Annotated in this window: 17 protein-coding genes and 1 tRNA gene; 9 read left to right on the top strand and 9 right to left on the bottom strand. The window is 45.9% G+C overall.

Annotated features, from left to right (window positions below; genetic code table 11):
* Positions 1 to 86 precede the first annotated feature (86 nt).
* Positions 87 to 1,298, top strand: a complete 1,212-nt coding sequence (locus OCV68_RS02945; RefSeq protein WP_022475438.1) for a cofactor-independent phosphoglycerate mutase — start codon at positions 87 to 89, stop codon at positions 1,296 to 1,298.
* 63 nt (positions 1,299 to 1,361) lie between these two features.
* Positions 1,362 to 1,697 (top strand): hypothetical protein, encoded by a 336-nt coding sequence (locus tag OCV68_RS02940; RefSeq protein WP_262570583.1) that lies wholly within the window; start codon positions 1,362 to 1,364, stop codon positions 1,695 to 1,697.
* A 39-nt stretch (positions 1,698 to 1,736) separates the two neighbouring features.
* Here OCV68_RS02940 and OCV68_RS02935 read toward each other — a convergent pair whose 3' ends face one another.
* The 9 genes from OCV68_RS02935 to OCV68_RS02895 all read right to left on the bottom strand — a co-directional run bounded on the left by OCV68_RS02935 (position 1,737) and on the right by OCV68_RS02895 (position 11,042).
* Positions 1,737 to 2,705: a helix-turn-helix transcriptional regulator gene (locus tag OCV68_RS02935; protein ID WP_262570951.1), complete on the bottom strand. Its 969-nt coding sequence runs from the start codon at positions 2,703 to 2,705 to the stop codon at positions 1,737 to 1,739.
* A gap of 88 nt (positions 2,706 to 2,793) precedes the next feature.
* Positions 2,794 to 4,971 carry a Tex family protein gene (locus tag OCV68_RS02930; RefSeq protein ID WP_262570581.1) on the bottom strand — a complete coding sequence of 726 codons (2,178 nt, stop codon included), beginning with the start codon at positions 4,969 to 4,971 and terminating at the stop codon, positions 2,794 to 2,796.
* A 15-nt stretch (positions 4,972 to 4,986) separates the two neighbouring features.
* Positions 4,987 to 5,916 (bottom strand): radical SAM protein, encoded by a 930-nt coding sequence (locus tag OCV68_RS02925; protein ID WP_262570578.1) that lies wholly within the window; start codon positions 5,914 to 5,916, stop codon positions 4,987 to 4,989.
* The gene (locus OCV68_RS02920) at positions 5,873 to 6,889 is read right to left on the bottom strand and encodes a PLP-dependent cysteine synthase family protein (RefSeq protein WP_262570576.1); all 1,017 of its coding nucleotides are present in this window, start codon (positions 6,887 to 6,889) and stop codon (positions 5,873 to 5,875) included. Before OCV68_RS02920 ends, OCV68_RS02925 begins: the two co-directional genes overlap by 44 nt.
* Positions 6,890 to 6,919: 30 nt before the next feature.
* Positions 6,920 to 8,194, bottom strand: a complete 1,275-nt coding sequence (locus OCV68_RS02915; RefSeq protein ID WP_262570949.1) for an O-acetylhomoserine aminocarboxypropyltransferase/cysteine synthase family protein — start codon at positions 8,192 to 8,194, stop codon at positions 6,920 to 6,922.
* Positions 8,172 to 8,366, bottom strand: a complete 195-nt coding sequence (locus tag OCV68_RS02910) for a hypothetical protein (RefSeq protein ID WP_262570574.1) — start codon at positions 8,364 to 8,366, stop codon at positions 8,172 to 8,174. Before OCV68_RS02910 ends, OCV68_RS02915 begins: the two co-directional genes overlap by 23 nt.
* A gap of 140 nt (positions 8,367 to 8,506) precedes the next feature.
* The gene (locus OCV68_RS02905) at positions 8,507 to 9,568 is read right to left on the bottom strand and encodes a pyridoxal phosphate-dependent aminotransferase (protein ID WP_262570573.1); all 1,062 of its coding nucleotides are present in this window, start codon (positions 9,566 to 9,568) and stop codon (positions 8,507 to 8,509) included.
* A gap of 9 nt (positions 9,569 to 9,577) precedes the next feature.
* Positions 9,578 to 10,330, bottom strand: coding sequence for a class I SAM-dependent methyltransferase (locus OCV68_RS02900; protein ID WP_262570571.1), 753 nt, complete (start codon positions 10,328 to 10,330; stop codon positions 9,578 to 9,580).
* Positions 10,308 to 11,042, bottom strand: coding sequence for a phosphocholine cytidylyltransferase family protein (locus OCV68_RS02895; protein ID WP_147621246.1), 735 nt, complete (start codon positions 11,040 to 11,042; stop codon positions 10,308 to 10,310). Before OCV68_RS02895 ends, OCV68_RS02900 begins: the two co-directional genes overlap by 23 nt.
* A gap of 309 nt (positions 11,043 to 11,351) precedes the next feature.
* On the opposite strand from OCV68_RS02895, the gene OCV68_RS02890 reads away from it, so the two are divergent.
* From OCV68_RS02890 to cas1, 7 genes are all read left to right on the top strand, one after another.
* Positions 11,352 to 11,444, top strand: a tRNA-Ser gene (locus OCV68_RS02890).
* A gap of 295 nt (positions 11,445 to 11,739) precedes the next feature.
* On the top strand, positions 11,740 to 13,965 hold the full coding sequence (gene cas3, locus OCV68_RS02885; protein ID WP_262570567.1) for a CRISPR-associated helicase Cas3': 2,226 nt from the start codon (positions 11,740 to 11,742) through the stop codon (positions 13,963 to 13,965).
* Positions 13,966 to 14,215: 250 nt separating this feature from the next.
* Positions 14,216 to 14,938, top strand: coding sequence for a type I-C CRISPR-associated protein Cas5c (gene cas5c, locus OCV68_RS02880; RefSeq protein WP_262570565.1), 723 nt, complete (start codon positions 14,216 to 14,218; stop codon positions 14,936 to 14,938).
* Positions 14,932 to 16,833 (top strand): type I-C CRISPR-associated protein Cas8c/Csd1, encoded by a 1,902-nt coding sequence (cas8c, locus tag OCV68_RS02875; RefSeq protein ID WP_262570562.1) that lies wholly within the window; start codon positions 14,932 to 14,934, stop codon positions 16,831 to 16,833. The genes cas5c and cas8c overlap by 7 nt, the downstream gene beginning before the upstream one ends.
* An 18-nt stretch (positions 16,834 to 16,851) precedes the next feature.
* The gene (gene cas7c, locus OCV68_RS02870; protein WP_262570560.1) at positions 16,852 to 17,718 is read left to right on the top strand and encodes a type I-C CRISPR-associated protein Cas7/Csd2; all 867 of its coding nucleotides are present in this window, start codon (positions 16,852 to 16,854) and stop codon (positions 17,716 to 17,718) included.
* A complete protein-coding gene (gene cas4, locus OCV68_RS02865) occupies positions 17,715 to 18,386 on the top strand; it encodes a CRISPR-associated protein Cas4 (RefSeq protein WP_262570559.1) in 672 nt (223 codons plus the stop codon). Before cas7c ends, cas4 begins: the two co-directional genes overlap by 4 nt.
* 23 nt (positions 18,387 to 18,409) lie before the next feature.
* Positions 18,410 to 19,405 (top strand): CRISPR-associated endonuclease Cas1, encoded by a 996-nt coding sequence (cas1, locus tag OCV68_RS02860; RefSeq protein WP_394803489.1) that lies wholly within the window; start codon positions 18,410 to 18,412, stop codon positions 19,403 to 19,405.
* Position 19,406 lies beyond the last annotated feature (1 nt).

Below are 19,406 nucleotides of genomic sequence, written 5' to 3'. Positions count from 1 at the left end.
GCATTTTTTGTTTGCATATGCTAAAATAAGATAAACAGGACTTTTGCCCTTATTTTCAGCCGCACTGCGGCGGATTGGAGAATTATATGAAATACATCGTTTTACTTTGCGACGGCATGGCAGATTACCCTCTGCCCGAGCTTGACGGCGGCACTCCCATGAGTCGCTCCGTTACACCCAATACCGATATGCTTGCTGCAAAATCTACTGTGGGTCTTGTACGCACCGTTGCCGACGGTCTTAAGCCCGGCTCAGATGTTGCAAACCTTTCCGTTCTGGGCTATGACCCTGCTGTTTGCTACACAGGCCGTTCCCCTCTGGAGGCAGGTTCCATCGGCATTGATATGTCCGCTGATGACGTTTCCTTCCGCTGCAATCTTGTTACCGTTTCCGATGAGCCTAACTTCGAGGACAAGACCCTCGTTGACTACTGCGCAGGCGATATCTCAACAGCAGAAGCAAAGGTTCTCGTTGACTATCTTGCAGAGCATTTCAACAACGAGGAATTTGACCTTTACAGCGGCGTAAGCTACCGTCACTGCCTTATCTGGCACGGCGGAACTACCGACCTTGCTCCTCTCACACCTCCTCACGACATCACAGGCAGAGTTGTAAGAGACTATGTTCCCAAGCACCCCAATGCCGCAAAGCTCTATGATATGATGAAGAAGAGCGTTGAGCTTCTCAAAGACCACCCCATCAACAAGGACAGAATCGCAAGAGGTCTTAACCCCGCAAACTGCGTATGGTTCTGGGGCGAGGGCAGACGTGCCGAGCTGGAGAACTTCACCAAGAAGACAGGTCTCAAGGGCACAATGATCTCCGCAGTTGACCTTTTAAAGGGCATTGCAAAGTTCGGCGGCATGGATATTGCCGAGGTCGAGGGCGCAACAGGCTACATAGACACCAACTTCAAGGGCAAGGCTCAGGCAGCTCTTGACGCTCTTGCAAACGGCAGTGATTTTGTTTATGTTCACATGGAAGCTCCCGATGAGTGCGGTCACAGACACGAGATCGAGAACAAGGTAAAGTCCCTTGAAATAATCGACAAGGACGTTCTGGGCTATATGCTCCCCGAGCTTGATAAGAAGTATGACGATTACAAGATAATGATACTTCCCGACCACCCCACACCTCTTGCTCTGAGAACTCACGTTTCCGACCCCGTTCCTTTCCTCATCTACAAGAAGAGCGCACCTGTAAAGGGCGTAGCCTCTTTCAACGAGGAGTCTGCAAAGGAAACAGGACTTTTCATCGAAAAGGGTCCCTCTCTTATTGATTACTTCATCAATCTTTGATTTAAAAACATCAAAAGGTCATCTCCGAGCATAGTGAGATGACCTTTTTTATACGGTGATGATATGAGATATTTTATAAGTGAAGCTGAACGCAGAAGCTCCCGAAGCACCCTTTATTTTGAGCTTCAGAAAGGGCATTATCACAACAAATGCTGGCTTGATGATTCTGTCTGTATCCATGCGGATATATGGGACAGCCTCAGCCTGACAGAGCTTTTTACAAAAGCCCTGCCGAATTTCTCTTATTACGGTCTTACAGAGGTCAGCCCCGACGAGTTTAAAAAGCTTAAAGAGCTGTCGAAAGGCTCGGTGCAGTGGGAGAATGTCATTTCTCAGCTGTCCCCATGGGCAGAGGAGTGCTTTGAAAATAACACGGTTTTCACAATATGCGGAATATAAAACAACCCCGAAAGTTTCGTGCTTTCGGGGGCGTTTTTGTTATGCTTTTCTGACAGGTCTTACATATTTCCAGAAGCGCTTGCAGTCGTGATAGAAGTAGAATATCCTGCCGGGAGCCGTGTCAAGGCAGTAGCCCGTGGACCGGTAGTCAAACTCTTTCATAGCTTTTTCGATGTGCTGCTCCACAATGGCATTTTCCGTCTCAAAATCAAAGGGACCGTGCTCGAAAACTATGTACTCTCCCTCAGGAATATCCGAAAGTATCATCTGCTCGGGCACAGGGCCGTTATAATCCGCAGGCAGACGCACGCCGTAGCATTCCGCAAGGGGAATGCCCCAGCTGCATATCCTGCCCTCAGGGGTGTTCAGGAATGCCATGAGCTGACCGCTTCCGCTGTTGTCTTCGTCGCCGCCCACATCGTCAAGCTTGCCCTTTATGCTGTTCAGCAGGCCACATATCGTATCGAAGTCCTGACCCTTGATAAGGCTCTGCTTCTGCCAGAAATCCCAGTAGCCGATGCTTTCGTAGTTCCTGATATGCAGGAATTTGTGTGCGGGGATAGTTACAAAATAGGTCTTTACCGTTCCGTCTGAATATGGCATATCATTTTCTCCGTTTTCTGTAAGATAGCAGTCAAATGGGCGTATAATTGTACGCAGCACAACGGGAACAGGCTTTCTGCGGTACTGGCTGGGCGTGATGCCGTAGGCTTCCCTAAAAGCACGGGTGAACGCTTCATGAGAGGAAAAGCCGTAGTTCAGCGCAATTTCAAGTATGCCGCAGTCAGTGTTACGCAGGTCGATGAGCGAAAAAGCAAGCTTCCTGTACCGCAGATAATCCTTGAACTTCATGCCCGATATTTCACTGAATTTCCTTGAAAAGTAAAATTCCGAATACCCAAGCCTGTCTGCCAGATGTTTCAGTGTCAGGGCTTCATCGTCCTTGTTTTTTATGCAGATGTCTATTTCATCAACAATGGTCTGCATATTTTTATGCCACTCGTACATTTTACCGTCCTTCATTCCTGTGACTTTTTTACAGCTGCTGTAATCTTATTATATCGGAGAAAGCTGTATTTTGCTTGATTTCAGTTGCTCAGTTTATGGATTTGGGCGCTCTGTCGGGGCGCATGGTCAGGGAGAGACGCTTTCTTTTCAGGTCAACGTCCAGTACCCATACCTTTACCACATCGCCGACCTTTACCGCTTCAAGAGGGTGCTTGATAAATCTGTTGCATATCTGGGAGATGTGAACGAGACCGTCCTCATGAACGCCGCAGTCAACAAAGCAGCCGAAGTCGATAACGTTTCGCACCGTGCCCATAAGCTCCATGCCTGGTTTCAGGTCTTTAAGCTCCATAACATCGCCGCTTCTCAGCAGGGGAGGGGGAAGCTCGTCACGGGGGTCACGTCCCGGCTTTGCCAGCTCCTTGATGATGTCACGGAGAGTGGGCACGCCTATGCCTATTTTCTCGGATATCTTGTCAAGACCCTGCTTCCGGGCAGCCTCGGCAACGGTATTCATTTTCTCGCTGCCGATGTCAGCCAGAGTAAAGCCGCATATTTCAAGCAGCTTCTTTGCCGCACCGTAGCTTTCGGGGTGAACGGAGGTGTTGTCCAGAGGATTTTTGCCGCCCATTACCCGCAGGAAGCCTGCACACTGCTCAAATGCCTTTGCACCGAGTTTGGGGACTTTCATCAGCTGCTTGCGGTCGGTGAACTCGCCGTTTTCCTCACGGTATGTGACTATGTTCTTGGCAACTGTAGCGTTTATGCCCGAAATGTAGGTCATAAGTGAGCGTGAAGCTGTGTTCAGGTCAACGCCTACGGAGTTAACGCAATCCTCCACAACGCCGCCCAGCGCTTCATCAAGCCGTGCCTTGGGCATATCGTGCTGATACTGACCAACGCCGATGGACTTGGGGTCTATCTTTACAAGCTCCGCCAGAGGATCCTGCAAGCGCCTTGCAATGGAGACCGCACTTCTCAGCGATACATCGTAATCTGGAAATTCCTCCGCTGCCAGTTTTGATGCGGAGTAAACGGAAGCTCCCGCCTCGGATACCACCATGTAGGAAACCTTGCGGTCAAGCCCCTTGATTATCTCGGAAACTATCTGCTCGGACTCTCTCGAAGCCGTGCCGTTGCCGATGGCGATAACGGAAACGTTGTACTTGTTTATAAGCTCCGTGATCTTCTTCTTGCCCTGCTCCACTTTGAACTTTTCATTTGTGGTGATATATGCCACGCCTGTGTCAAGCACCTTGCCCGTGCTGTCAACTACAGCCAGCTTGCAGCCTGTCCTGAAACCGGGGTCAACGCCCAGTGCTATCTCGCCCTTTACTGGAGGCTGCATAAGGAGCTGACGGAGGTTTGATGAAAACACCTTTATAGCCGATTCGCTTGCCTTGTCGGTAAGCTCCGCACGTATCTCACGCTCAACGGAGGGGTATATCAGACGTTTCAGGCTGTCAAGGCAGGCAGCCTCCACAAGCTTTCCGCATGGGCTGCCGTTCTTTACATATGTGCCGAGGATAATTTTTTCAGCGTCGCCTTCAGGGAGCACGATGCTGACTTTCAGCTTTTCCTCACGCTCGCCACGGTCAATGGCAAGCACTCTGTGACCTGCTATTTTGCTCACAGGCTCGGAGTATTCGTAGTAATTCCTGTAAGTGCCTTCAGGGTCTTTTTCCTCGCTGCCTGATACGGAAACTGAGCCACGGACGTTGAAAAGTGTTCTCAGGCGCTTTCTCAGGTCAGCGTCATCTGAAAATGTTTCCGCAATAATGTCGCAGGCACCTGCAATAGCATCGTCGGCAGATGATACGCCCTTTTCCTCGCTGATGTATTTCTCAGCTTCGGCAGAGGGTTCGGCCTTTGTGTTCTGAGCCATGATAAGCTCCGCCAAAGGCTCCAGACCCTTTTCCTTTGCAATGGAAGCCCTTGTGCGGCGCTTCTGCTTGTAGGGGCGGTAAATGTCCTCCAGCTCAACCAGAGCCGCCGCATTGGAGATAGCCTCCGCCAGCTCAGGGGTCATCTTGCCCTGCTCGGTGATGGAGTTTGTTATCTCTTCCCTGCGCTTGTCCAGATTTCTCAGATATGTAAGGCGCTCGGAAATAAGCCTGATAGTCTGGTCATCGAGAGTGCCGTGATATTCCTTTCTGTATCGTGCGATAAAGGGAACGGTGCAGCCGCTGTCCAGAAAGTTTATGATGTTGTCTATGTATTCCTGCTTTACGTTAAATTCGTTGTGAAGCTGTACGTTTATCTCCAATTTGTTACCTCCAAATCAAATTCCCGACAGGTCAAAATCGGGAGTGTATTCCTCCTTGGCAGAGGAACGTTCCTGCATAAATCCGTCAAATCCCAGCTCTGCCGCCACCTGAGCCACCTTTTCATATTCATAGGTGGATATGCGCCTGTTTATTTCCTTGTGTTCGCAGCTTTTGTAAAACGGCGTGTACTGGCTCATCAGACTGAGCAGATAGCTGTTCTTCGGGTACATTTCGGCAATGGTGCGCAGTATCTTTTCGGAATCCTTTCTGTGGGAGGGCAGCACCATGTGGCGGATAATAACACCGCTTTTCATCAGTCCGTTTTCGTCATAAACAGGTTTGCCCGCAATTTCTATCATTTTGCCGATGGCCGCCGAAGCATATGAAAAATAATCCTTTGCAGCAGAGTATTTTTCCGATATCTCACTGTCATAATACTTGAAGTCGGGCATGAAGATATCCACATACCCTCTCAGCATTTCTATAGTTTCGGGCAGCTCATAGCCTCCGCTGTTGTATGCCACGGGAATATTCAGCCTGCCCTTGCATAGATCCAGAGCCTCGATGACCTGGGGAACATAATGGGTGGCGCTTACCAGATTTATGTTGTGCGCACCCTTGTCCTGAAGCTCCAGAAATATCTCGGCAAGACGGTTTACCGGAATTTCTTTGCCGAAATTTTCGGCGGATATCCTGTAATTCTGGCAGAAGCAGCATTTAAGGCTGCAGCCCGAAAAGAACACCGTGCCCGAACCTCTTGTGCCCGAAATGCACGGCTCCTCCCACATATGCAGATACGCTTTTGCAAGCCTCGGGAGAACTCCGCCGCCACAGAATCCCACAGTTTTTGTCCTGTCGGCTCCGCAGCGGCGGGGGCAAAGCTCGCAGCTTTTTAAAATATCATTCATAGCGGTGTGCGATAACATCTGTGAGGACGATATCATGAGTGAGATATTCCTCCTTCACCTCAAACTCTTCCGAGTAATCGGTTGACAGATATTTCTTATTGTCGTCCGCAAAAACGGTCACTATAGTGCTGTCCTTTCCAAGCTTCTCCTGCGCAAGGATACAGCCCAGCATATTTGCGCCCGAGGAAATTCCTACGCCAATGCCAAAATTGCGTGAGAGCATCTGAGCCATTATGATAGAGTCTATGTCGTCCACGGAAACAACAGCGTCAGTCTCGTCAAGCTTCAGTATATCGGGGATAAATTCATCGGAAATGCCCTGGATACGGTGCTTGCCGACCCTGTAGCCTGTGGAAAGAGTGGGGGAGTTAAGGGGTTCCAGAGGGAATACCTTGCAGTCGGCATTGTCTTTCCTGAGCCGTCTGCCGATGCCCATTACAGTTCCGCCTGTGCCCACACCTGCCACGATCCCGTCCGCTTTAAGTCCCATAGCCGCCAGCTGACGGGATATTTCCTCACCTGTGTAGAGATAATGGGTTTCGGTGTTGTCCTCATTGGAGAACTGACGGGGGAGAAATACTCCGCCGCCCTCCGCAAGCTTTTCCGTCATGGCGATAGAGCCTAAGAAGCCGCCCTCCTCACGGGATACCAGCCGAACCTCCGCACCGAAGCTCTTCATCAGATTTATGCGCTCGGCGCTCATCCAGTCGGGCATATAAATGACTACCTTGTGACCAAGATAGCTGCCCATAGCGGAAAAGGCAATGCCTGTGTTTCCGCTGGTGGCTTCCGCAATTATGTCGTCAGGGGCGATCTCACCCTTTTCATAAGCTTTCTTCATGATGTGAAAAGCAACTCTGTCCTTGATGCTTCCCGAAAGATTAAAGTATTCGGCTTTGGCAAAAATGCGCCTCGGCTCGCCCTTGTAGGTGAAATGGATCTCCAGCAGGGGAGTCTTGCCGATCATTCCCGATATTTTGTCAAAACGGCTTTCATAGACTGTGTTCATATAGTAAAGACCTCACAAATCACAATACAATTACATTCTGTCAAATGCCTGCTTGATGTCGGCGATGATGTCGTCAACATTTTCAAGGCCTACAGAGAAGCGGATAAGTCCGCCGTCGATGCCTGCTGCCACAAGCTGCTCATCGCTGAGCTGACGGTGTGTTGCAGAAGCGGGGTGAAGAACGCAGGTGCGGATATCGGCAACGTGTACCTCGTTGGAAGCAAGCTCCAGATTATCCATGAACTTTACAGCCTCGCTTCTTCCACCCTTGATGGAGAAGGAGATTACACCGCTGGTTCCGTTGGGGAGATACTTCTTGGCACGGTCGTGGTACTTATCTGTTTCAAGACCGGGGTAGGAAACGGATATCACCTTGTCGCAGCTCTGGAAGAACTTAGCCACCTTCATTGCGTTGGAGCAGTAAACGGGCATACGTACAGCCAGTGTTTCAAGTCCCAGATTGAGCAGGAAAGATGAGTGAGCAGCAGGATAGCAGCCAAAGTCTCTCATGAGCTGCATTCTTGCCTTTGTGATGTAGGGCACAGGGTACTGCTTGGTGTAAACAGTACCGTGATAGCTCTCGTCAGGCTCGGAGAGACAAGGGAATTTGCCGTTGTCCCAGTTGAACTTGCCGCTGTCAACAATAACGCCGCCTACCTGAACAGCGTGGCCGTCCATATATTTTGAGGTGGAGTGAATAACGATATCAGCGCCCCATTCGATAGGTCTGCAAAGAACGGGAGTTGCAAAGGTGTTGTCAACGATAAGGGGAACATTGTGCGCATGAGCGGCCTTTGCCCACAGCTCAATGTCAAATACGGTGAGAGCGGGGTTTGCGATAGTCTCGCCGAAAACACACTTGGTGTTGGGCTTGAAAGCGGCATTCAGCTCTTCTTCGGTGGCATTTACATCTACCCAGATGCACTCAATGCCCATTTTTTTGAGGGTGAAGCCGAAAAGGTTGATAGTTCCGCCGTAAATGGAAGAGGAAGCAATGAAGCTGTCTCCTGCCTCGCAGATGTTCAGGATAGACAGCAGGGAAGCCGCCTGACCGCTGGAGGTGCACATTGCAGCTGCGCCGCCTTCAAGAGCAGCTATCTTCTTTTCAACAGCATCGGTGGTGGGGTTCTCAAAGCGGGAGTAGATAAGGCTCAGTGTGGGATCGTCAAAAACGTCCGCAACAGAGTTGGTGGAATCATATACATATGTAGTGCTCTGAACGATAGGCATAACTCTGGGTTCGCCGTTCTTGGGGGTGTAGCCTGCGTGCAGGCATTTGGTTTCAAGCTTTGCGTCTTTTTTCATTTCTTTCAAGGTAGTGACCTCCTGTATAATATAATGCCGTCCCTGCGGTATTTTGTGATAGACATATCTTTAATAGTATATCATATTTTGGGGGATTAGTCAATGATGAGAGATCTATTATTTTTATATTTGGCTTATCATTATATGCAGTTATGAAGTAAGGCTTTATCAAAAAACAACCTCCATTGATATAATACAACTACGGCATGGAAGCTGTAGAAATAAAATCAATGGAGGTCAATCAAATGAGCGTTAAATGCTCAGGTGTATAATGTGAAAATTGCAGGCGGAATACGGAGTTTTGGCAAAAAATCATTTTATTTGCGTGTCGATTTTGATAAGCACTTCAACAAATCTCTGCATACATTCGATACTGCCTGTGGAAACACGCACCCAGCCTTTTAGTATGCCTTTGGAATAGTCTCTTATAAGTATTCCATGCTCTTTGGCGGCTGAAACAATATCGGTTGATGGCTTGTTGGGCATAAATAAAACATAATTTCCTTCTTTGGAAATAACCTTATATCCGAGTTCGCTCAGCTTTGATGTAAGGTATTCACGCCCTGTTTTTTCAATCTCCTGAAGCTTTTCTATCATGTCCTGACGTTTGATAAGCTCTTCCGCAAAGAGAATAGCAACATTGCTCACATTGAATGTTGATTCTGCGTTTTCTATGTAATGAATAAGCTGTTTATTGCCGGAAACATATCCGATCCTGAGTCCTGCACAGGAAAACAGCTTTGAAAAAGTTCTTAACACCAGAAGATTGTCATATTCATTTATGAGTGGCATAAAAGTATTTGGATAGAAATAATGATAGGCTTCATCAACAACTGTTACAGCGCCGACAGATGCTGCCTTTTCGATTATTGCCCTTGCGTCAGCGTCATTCCAGCAAGCACCTATTGGGCTGTTGGGGTTGAGCAGTATTACCAACCCTGTGTTCTCTGTTATCAGATCTAAAGCCTTGTCAACAGATAAACTGTAATCCTCATTGTATTCAGCCATGACATGACCCATTCCGAACATTTTTGAATATACATCGTACATTTCAAATGTCGGAGTAACGGTAAGCAGTTCTTTTCCCTGTTCACCGAAACACTGGAAAATCAACCGCATAGCTTCATCCGAGCCGCAGGTTATGGAGATACACTCAGCGGGAATATTATTATGTTCTGATAACAGCTTTGCTAATCTGTCCTTTTCAGGGTATGAAGCAATAAATTCAGGTGTGATTTTCTTTTTTATTTCTTCCACAAAGTCTGCGGGAAGTCCCTCAGGATTTTCGTTCATATCAAGGCGAAGATAATCCTTGCGTTCATCGTGGAATTTAACTCTATAAAGATTTTTTATATTTTCATTAACATAGTACATAAATACAACTTACCTTTCCAGAATGGTGTACCATCTGTCCGTCTCACTGAAGCTTGCTTCGTTGTTAAGGTGGGGCAGATAGTCCTGCTTAACGATCCTGAACCCTGCGTTCTTAAAGACCTCATAGTAAGCGTTATATTCTGAAGGGGTGCGGTATATAACGTCATAAGTGGTTTTGAGCGCATCTGAGGGACATTCGTCAAGGGTAAGTCTGGTTTCAACAGCAACGGTTTCTGTCAGATACATTATGCAGTGCTCATCGAGAAGGTCGATAAGTCCCGCTATGCAGTCTTTCAGATCAGCATCATTTATGTACATACAAACTCCGCCGATGACTACACGGTCAAATTTCCTTTGAAGCTTTTCGCTGCTTCGCCTGCACGCTTCCTGAAAAGAAACGTTTATGAAATCATAGTCGGCATTTTCAAAAGAACATCTCTGCTGAGCGATCTTTATCATTTCGCCCGAAAAGTCCGTTCCGAGATAATAGCCTGACTCGGGGATAATGGATTCAGCCCATCTTCCTATTCCGCATCCGATATCCAGTACAGAAGAGCTTTTATTAACTTTGAGCTGAGGAAGGATAAAGGTCTTCTCAAAAGTGTTCCAATCTACTGCGTGCTGCGGGTCCTGATCTCCGAGAAGCACAGCTACATAAGGGCTGGACATATTGCCGATGTTCTTGGCTCTTTGGTCATAAAAGTTTTTGGTGTTGTCCGTGTCGATATCGTGCTTTTCTTCATATATTCTGTGGCTGCTCATTTGGCATAGTTCCTTTCGATTTTATGTAAGACAGTATTCTTTCGTAATCATCAAAATAATCTATCTCTGACCAGAATCTGCCATCTACATCTATAGTGTGAATGTCGGTATTGTCGGTGAAGGAATACAGTACATTTTCCCACCAGAGTGAGTGCTGACCGCTGTCCACAAGTGACCTCATTCTGTCAACGAAATCTGCACAGAAGGATTTTTTTATCTTGCAGATGCCCACGTATTCACAGGTCCTTTTCTCTAAAGGAAGATCCTTTCCGTACTCTATAATGCAGCCATTGCCTGTGGTAGCGAAAAAGTAGTCGCCGACCTCGGTTCTGGTTTTGTCTATTACCATTACAGCGTCGTAATTGCTGCTCAGTACAAGATCAAGAATCTCTCTTGAAAAGTAAACATCGGCATTGAGAATGATCGTGTCATCATTTATTTGCTCAGCGGCAAACCAAAGACTTGCTATGCTGTTTGTTATATCATAAAATGGGTTTACGTAGTATGTAACATCTAAGCCTTCAAGAGCAGCATATATGTGTTCTTTCTGATAACCTACACAAACGACGCATTCTATGCCTACACTTTGCAAAAGAACGACTGTTCTTCTGATAAGAGGTGTTCCGTCAATGGGCAGGGTGGATTTGGGGATGTTTTCGACCATTCTTGATATTCTTGTTCCACGGCCGGCAGCCAGTAAGATTGCTTTCAAGATCTATCACTCCAATTTTTTATTATGTGTGCTTTAAGCTGTCATTTTAAGCAGAAGCATTATGTTATATTTTATTATACTACATCTATACATAAATAGTCAATATATAAGGAAGCAGATTTGTTATGACACACTAAAAAATTTTTTTATCCAAGAAAGTGGCTTCAATACGTGATTTTTCGTCCCTCAGAAAAATAATTTGAGAAAATTCGAAAAAAATTGCAAAAAACGCTTGACAAACCTGAAAGCATCTGCTATAATATAAAAGTCGCTGAGAGATACGACAGAAAACAACAAGAAAACCAGTATGGAGAAGTCGCCTAGCCCGGTTTATGGCGCACGACTGGAACTCGTGTATGCGTTAATAGCGCATCGAGGGTTCGAATCCCTCCTTCTCCGCCAATGGCTCCTGCAAGATTATTGCAGGAGCTTTTGTTTTGTATGATATCCGCAGAACTGTTATGATAATAGTCCTGCGGATTTTTTTGCCTTTGCAAATTTTAAAAAGAAATGTAATGTTTTGAAATTTATTGCCAAAAACGCTTGCAATCAAAACTACACCGTGTTATAATATGAATAAAAACACAACTGTTGCTTTGATAAATGTGTATATTATGACGTAATAAACTGCGTAACTACAGCTTTTGCCTGATATATGCGTTGACAAACAACTAAAAATTATCAAGAGGCGATGTTATTGGAGTACATAGCACATAAGGCAGATGACGGCAGGGAGCAGTCAGTAAAAAATCATCTTGAAGATGTTGCGAAGCTGGCCGAAAAATATGCCGCAGGATTTCTCGGTTCAGCCGCTTATACAGGAGGGCTTACGCACGACATCGGAAAATATACGTTGGCTTTCCAGAAGCGGATAAACGGCGGCGCAAGAACTGAGCACGCCGTGCAGGGCGCAGTGGAATGCGGAAAGTTATTCGGCGGCAATATTCTCATCGCACTTCTGCAATACTGCATTGTGGGTCATCATTCGGGGCTTCCGGACGGCGGTGCAAGTGCGGACGGACCTGATTCACCCACTTTGCAAGGACGGCTCAGCCGTGCAAAAAAGCTTGAAAGCGGTGAGGCGTATAAAAATGAGATAACAATTTCCGCCCCTGATGATTCACAGATCATCGCCTGCATGAATGAGATTATGCACAGTTCCCTGAGTGACAAAGAGAAAAATCGTGAGTACATGGAGTTATATGCTTTTATGACCAGATATGTTTTCTCGTGCCTTACCGATGCGGATTTCATTGATACCGAGACTTTCTGCGATATGCAGGCAGAACGAGGCATGACAGGCGATTTTGAGAAGGCTCTCAGACGCCTTGACGCTCATATGTCAGGCTTTAAGGCGGATACCAAGGTCAGGACCGCCAGAAGAGAGCTGCAGCATCAGGCGTATGAGCTGGCGCAAAACGGTTCATCTGTCGAGCTGCTGAATATGCCCACAGGCAGCGGAAAAACACTGTGCAGTCTTAAAATTGCCCTTGAAAAGGCTGTTAAAGACGGCAAAAAGCGCATTATATATGTAATACCTTACACAAGCATAATCGAGCAGACGGCAGAAGAATTTGAGAAAATTCTGGGTGACAGCGTTGAGATACTCCAGCACCATTCCAACTTTTCCTTTGACGTTGATAAGGACAACAAAAACGATAAATATGATGAAAATGATCTCACTGTCTTGAAAATGAAGCATACCGCCGAAAATTGGGACGCCAAGCTTATAATCACTACCAGCGTCCAGTTTTTTCAGTCATTGTATCATTATAAGGGCAGCAGACTGAGAAAGCTCCATAACCTGGCAGACAGCGTGATAATATTCGATGAGATCCATCTGCTGCCGATAAAATATCTTCAGCCATGTATCCGTGCAGTGGGGTACATCACAAAGTATCTGAGAAGCACGGCTATATTTCTGTCAGCGACAATGCCCGATTATACGGTGCTTTTCGGCAGATACCTTGGAAACGATTTTACTCAGCTTATTACAGACAAGACCCATTTTGCGGATTTTAAAAAGTGTCAATATATAGACCTTGGCAAAACATCTTTTGAAAATGTGGTAATGAAGGCCTCCGAAAGTATGAGCAGCCTTATAATAGTAAACACAAGGGCAGAGGCTCAGCAGCTGTATAAAATGCTGAGCGGCGTAAAGTACCATCTTTCGACATATATGATACCCGAGCACCGTTCTGCGGTCATTAAAAAGATACGTCAGCACCTTAAAGATATTGCGGATAACGTGACCGATGAGAAGCTGACGGTAGTTTCCACATCGCTTGTTGAAGCAGGCGTTGACTTCGATTTTCAGACAGTTTTCCGTGAGCTTGCAGGGCTTGACAGCATTTTGCAGGCAGGCGGACGATGCAACCGTGAGGGCAGCCGCTCCGATGGCTGCGTTTATATTTTTGATGCAGATGACACACCCCATAAAAATGATGGCGATTTTGACACACGCAGGAATATAACTAAAAAACTGCTTGAAAAATTTAACGACATTACAGCACCTGAGTGTATAGAAACTTATTTTTCAAGGCTTTTTGAAGATTATGATGAGCTTATCCAAAAGAACAGCATTTATGAATGCAGCACCGGTAAGAGCCTTATGTCAATACCTTTCCGAAAATATGCCGAAAGTTTTCAGCTGATAAATGATGATGACAGCATTGCGGTAGTGGTCGAGTATGACGAAAATGCTTCCAAGCTTATCGCCAGACTGAGAGCGGGCGATATGAAAGTCAAGCGTAAGCTGCAGCATTACAGTGTTCCTGTGAAAAAATTTTATTTTAATGAGCTGATGAAAAGCGGACTTATAAGCGAGTGCAATGGCGTGTGCCTGCTTACAAACAAAAATTATTATACTGATGAAATGGGTCTTGACATAAATACTGATCTGGATGCACAGAACATTGTATGATAATAAACAGAGACCCTGCGGACTACGCAGCAGCCCGCAGGGTCTCCTCTCTACCGTTTGTGTGATAGAATGCTTATACATTTCTACTCACTGCACAAAGTACAGACTATGTTTATTATAATATAAATGTCCAAAAAAAACAATGTAAATTTACTATTGGTTTTTACATATTGACGTTATATAATTTAATCAAGGTCATCAATATAATAAAATGCTTATACGAGACTAACACGAAAAGGAGCAATCTAAATTGAGTTTCGGAATCAAAATAATAGTTGAAGGCGATTATGCCTGCTTTACCGATCCTGCTTCAAAGGTGGAGAGAGTGAGCTACAAAGTTCCCACGCCCGGAGCGGTGGAGGCTATTCTTAAATGCGTTTATTGGAAACCTGCAATACGCTATGTGGTTGATGAATTGGTCGTGTTCAACCCCATAACATACGTAAATATCCGCAGGAATGAGCTGAAAGAGAAGGTATCCTATCAGGCGGTAAAGCAGCAGATGAACGGCAGGGGAGACCCGATAATGTATGCCTCCGAACAGAGGACGCAAAGGTCGGCAATGGTGCTGAGAAACGTGAAATACGGCATATCGGCGCATTTTGAGCTGACAGGGCTTAAATCCGACCATGCGGACGAGGGCGAGGAGAAGCATTACAACATTCTTCTGCGCAGGCTGAGGAACGGTCAGTGCTTCAGGCAGCCGGTGCTTGGCAACAGGGAGTTTTCTGTCAGAAGGATAGAGCTTGTTGACAGCTTCGACTATTCTCAGGTATCGGACGAGCTTATGGGTGATGAGGATCTGGGCATCATGCTCTATAAGATGAATTTCAGGGACGGCGGCAAGCCGCTGAACGGTAACTGGGACAAGCCTGTTTTCAGTGATGCGGCTGATGCGGTTTACTATCACCCTCATATTGTGAACGGTGTTATTGATGTGAAGAAGTACAGGGAGGAGGGACTTAAATGCTGATAAGGTCACTGTGCGATTATTATGATATTCAATCTGCACGTGGCGAAGCTGCCTCGGACATTATGTCCGAGCAGCCCGTCCATTGGATGGTAATGCTTACTTCCGACGGCAGGGTGGCCGACATTATAGATAAGCGTATTGAAGAATCTGTTCCTCAGAAGAACGGCAAGGTCAAAATTGTTAAAAAGCCTATTGTGGTTTCTCTGCCCAAAAGGACACAGAAAACGGGAATTGACGCAAATATTATCGAGCACAGACCGCTGTATATTTTCGGACTTAATTATGATGCAAAAATCGGTCTTACGCCCGATGACAAGACCGGTAAGGCAAGAAAATCCCATGAAGCATTTGTAAAGAAAAATCTTGAGTTTTTTGACGGCATTGACTCGGAGATCGCAAGAGCATATGTTAATTTTATAAAGAACTGGGTCCCCGAGAATGAAACGGAAAATGAGCAGCTGAAAAAGCTGGGCAAGGAATATCAGGGAAGCTACTATATTTTTGCTCTTGACGGCAGTCCTGAATGTAAGCTCCATAAAGATAAAGCTGTGCTTGCCAAGTATGAAAAGCTTATGGCAAAGGCTGCGGCAGAGACTGCCGAAAGCAATGACGGCATTATGATGTGCCCCATAGAAGGTGAGAGGCTTCGTGCCGCAAGAATACACGACAAAATAAAGGGCATAAAGGGAGGCAACTCCGTAGGTGCAGTGCTTGTAAATTTCAACAGCTCAGCGTTTGAGTCATACGGCAAGAGCCAGTCAATGAACAGCGGCATTTCCGAAAAGGCAATGAAAAAATACACATCGTCTCTCAATAAGCTGCTTGCCGACCCCATGCACCATATATATTCCGATGATATGACAGTCGTTTTCTTTGCGATGAAGCATGATGATAAGGCTGAATGCGATTTGTTTAACGGCTACTTGAACAGCAGTAATGGAGTTACCGAAGATTCGACAAAAGCCGATGTCAAGGCAGTGTCGGAAAATATTTATTATAAGGGACAGTCGGGAAATGCTCAGGCACTTGACAAAGATGTTGATAACGGAGTTGATTTTTTTGTTGCAGGCTTTACGCCAAACAGCTCACGCATCTGCCAGAAATTTATGGTAAGGAACAAATTCGGAAAAATAATCGACAACGTAAAGCAGCATCAGCAGGATATGGCTATTTGCGGTTCAAACGGCGAGATACCTTTGTGGAGAATAAACAATGAGCTGGTTTCGCCCAAGGCGTCAGCACGTAAGAAAAAGGATAACGATGAATCCGGAGCAGCTAAAGGGTCTGATCTTCCGATATCGCCCACGTTGCAGTCAGATATGTTTCAGGCAATTCTCAACGGAACAAATTACCCATATACTCTGCTTGAAACTGTTGTGCGCAGGGTTTGCACCGACAGTGATACCGATAGCAATAATAAAATTAAAATAAATGAAGTCCGTGCAGGGCTTATCAAGGCATTTATAAACAGAAAAGCAAGAATTAACGGAGATAAGGAGGAGATCACCGTGGCACTTAATCCAGAAAACAAAAATCCGGCATATCTTTGCGGCAGGCTTTTTGCCGTGCTTGAAAAGATACAGCTGGAAGCTGCAGATGTAAAGCTCAACCGTACTATTAAGGACGCATATTTTTCATCGGCATCGTCAAGGCCTGCGCTTATTTTTCCAAGGCTTATTGACCTTTCAAAATTTCATTTGAGTAAGCTCAGCGAGGGAAGAGCAATATATTTTTCAAAACTTATCGACGAGATAATGGATAATATCGAAGATAATTTGCCGGCAAATCTTTCGCTTATTGATAAGGGCAATTTTCAGGTAGGTTATTTTCATCAGAATTCTTATTTTTTTACCAAAAAGGATAAAAATGAAGAACCCGAAACAGTAAATGAATAATAAAGGAGAACGAAAACTATGGAAGCTATCAAGAACCGCTATGAATTTGTAATGTATTTTGACGTAGAAAACGGCAACCCCAACGGCGACCCCGATGCGGGCAATACACCCAGGATCGACCCCGAAACCAATTTAGGCATCGTCACCGATGTTTGCATCAAGAGAAAGATAAGAAACTTTGTGGAGCTTACCATGAACGGTAAGGAAGGCTACAACATTCTTATCAAGGGTGACCGTTCCCTCAACTCCAAATTCACCGAAGCTTATGAAAAGCTTGGAATGCCTACAGGCAAGAACGCCGATAAGCCTGCCGATGCCGAAAAGAGGGCGCAGGAATATATCTGCAAGAATTACTATGATGTCAGAACATTCGGCGCAGTAATGAGCACAGGCGATGATCCCTGCGGAATAGTAAGGGGACCTGTTCAGATAAACTTTGCCCGCAGTATAGATCCCGTGCTTATTCAGGATATCACTATTACAAGACAGGCAAAGACGACTGAAGAGCGCCAGAACAAGTCAGGCAATTCTGAGATCGGCAGGAAGAGCATAATCCCATATGCTCTCTACCGTGCCGAAGGTTATGTTTCCGCAATGCTGGCGCAGAATGTGACACAGTTCAGCGAGGAGGATCTGGAGCTGCTCTGGACTGCCATTATCAATATGTTTGAAAACGACAGAAGCTCCGCAAGAGGAAAAATGTGCCTGAGAAAGCTTTATGTTTTCAAGCATGAAAGCGCTCTCGGCAATGCCCCTGCAGCTGTCCTTTTTGATAAGATAACCGCAGAAAGCAAGTGCGACGGAGCACCCAGAAAGTTTTCCGACTATGAGATAAGTGTTGACAGAACAATGCCCTCAGGCGTTGAGCTTATCGAGAAGATATGAGCGAAGAGCAGACCATAAACATCAGGGCAATACAGCATTATATGTATTGCCCGAGAAGGTTTGCTCTGCTTGAGCTTAACTGCGACTGGGCTGAAAATGCCTTTGTGGTAAAAGTAAACCTTATGCACGAGAACGTTCACGGCGGAGACCATAAGTTTTCCAATGACAGAATGCTTGTAAGAAGCTCTGTTGCGGTGTATAACGATGAGTACGATATTTTCGGCGTTACGGACTGCATGGAGTTTGTGAAAAGCAGGAACGGAGTGAGCATTGACGGAAGTGATGACAAGTACAAGGTGCGCATAGTGGAATACAAGCCGAAGCCGCCTAAGGGAGCGGATTTTCATGACAGTGATGCCATACAGGTATTTGCTCAGAAGATATGCGCCGACAGTATGTGGAAATGCGACAGCGAAGCATATATCTATTACTCCGAAACAAGACGGCGTGTAAAGCTTCCATTTGATACGGAGTATGAAAAGTGGGATAAAATGCTTAAAGAATATCTTTTGGGAATGAAAAAGATACTTGCTGACGGCGTTATTCCCCAAAAGGCAAGAGGCGTAAAATGTTCGGGCTGTTCGCTGTACGATGTGTGCTTCCCGAAAACGGTGCACTATAATGTCCGAGATGAAATAATGAGCGGGATAAAGGGGGAGATGTCATAAGAAAGCTGCTTAATTCACTGTACGTGCTTGATGAAACGGCATATCTTTCACTTGATGGCGAGAATATCGTCTGCCGTACAGATGAAAGTGAAAAATTCAGGATACCGTTTTCAAATGTTGAGGATATCTATTGCTTCAGCTACCGTGGCTGTTCTCCTGCACTTATGGGCAAGTGTGTGGAATATAAGATACCGCTGAATTTCATCTCTCCGCAGGGCGAGTTCCTTGCAAGAGTAGAGGGCGAGGTCAAGGGCAATGTCTATCTGCGCAAGGCCCAGTTTGATATGTTTGCCGACCCGCCTGCACTGCTTATGCAGAACACAGTGGCAGCAAAGCTTGCAAACACCCGATATGTCATAAAGCGTTCGCTTAGGGATAATCCGCAGATAGACGATGACGGCGCAGTATCCCGCTGTATTGCATATCTTGAAAGCAGTATCGACAGCGCATATGAAACCGATGACAGAGATGCTCTCATGGGCATAGAGGGCAGTGCCGCCAAAGCATATTTTGATATTTTTGACAGGCTGATACTCAGGCAGAAGGAAGATTTTGTCATGACTTCCCGAACAAAGCGTCCGCCTCTTGACAGGGTAAATGCAATGCTGTCGTATCTTTATACCATAGCGACCTGTACATGCGCATCAGCATTGGCAGCGGTGGGACTTGACAGCTATGCGGGATTTTATCATGCTCTTCGTCCCGGACGCAACAGCCTTGCCTGTGATATGGTCGAGGAGATAAGATGTATAATCGAACGCCTGGTGCTGACAATGATAAATCTCAAAATGGTAAATGCAGATGATTTTGAAGTACAGCCCGGGGGAGCGGTCTATCTCAGTAAGGACGGCAAACGCAAGGTCATAACCCAGTGGCAGGAAAAGAAGCGCACCGTGATAGTTCACACATATCTAAAGGAAAAGATACCCGTGGGACTTATTCCCTATGCACAGAGCACTTTGCTCGCAAAGTATATACGAGGCGAGATAGATGAGTATCCGTGCTTTCTGATGAAATGAG

Origin of the sequence: Huintestinicola butyrica, from assembly GCF_025567215.1 — a bacterium.
In the GTDB taxonomy this organism is placed as follows: Bacteria; Bacillota; Clostridia; order Oscillospirales; family Ruminococcaceae; genus Huintestinicola; species Huintestinicola butyrica.
The sequence above is the reverse complement of the archived record's forward strand: the minus strand, read 5'-3'. Positions and strand labels throughout refer to the sequence as shown.

Bases quoted from the DNA above. Each gene is read 5' to 3' on its own strand.
- OCV68_RS02945 (WP_022475438.1), top strand. From the start codon at position 87: ATGAAATACATCGTTTTACTTTGCGACGGCATGGCAGATTACCCTCTG.
- OCV68_RS02940 (WP_262570583.1), top strand. From the start codon at position 1,362: ATGAGATATTTTATAAGTGAAGCTGAACGCAGAAGCTCCCGAAGCACC.
- OCV68_RS02935 (WP_262570951.1), bottom strand. From the start codon at position 2,705: ATGTACGAGTGGCATAAAAATATGCAGACCATTGTTGATGAAATAGAC.
- OCV68_RS02925 (WP_262570578.1), bottom strand. From the start codon at position 5,916: ATGATATCGTCCTCACAGATGTTATCGCACACCGCTATGAATGATATT.
- OCV68_RS02920 (WP_262570576.1), bottom strand. From the start codon at position 6,889: ATGAACACAGTCTATGAAAGCCGTTTTGACAAAATATCGGGAATGATC.
- OCV68_RS02915 (WP_262570949.1), bottom strand. From the start codon at position 8,194: ATGAAAAAAGACGCAAAGCTTGAAACCAAATGCCTGCACGCAGGCTAC.
- OCV68_RS02905 (WP_262570573.1), bottom strand. From the start codon at position 9,568: ATGTACTATGTTAATGAAAATATAAAAAATCTTTATAGAGTTAAATTC.
- OCV68_RS02900 (WP_262570571.1), bottom strand. From the start codon at position 10,330: ATGAGCAGCCACAGAATATATGAAGAAAAGCACGATATCGACACGGAC.
- cas8c (WP_262570562.1), top strand. From the start codon at position 14,932: ATGCTGATAAGGTCACTGTGCGATTATTATGATATTCAATCTGCACGT.
- cas7c (WP_262570560.1), top strand. From the start codon at position 16,852: ATGGAAGCTATCAAGAACCGCTATGAATTTGTAATGTATTTTGACGTA.
- cas4 (WP_262570559.1), top strand. From the start codon at position 17,715: ATGAGCGAAGAGCAGACCATAAACATCAGGGCAATACAGCATTATATG.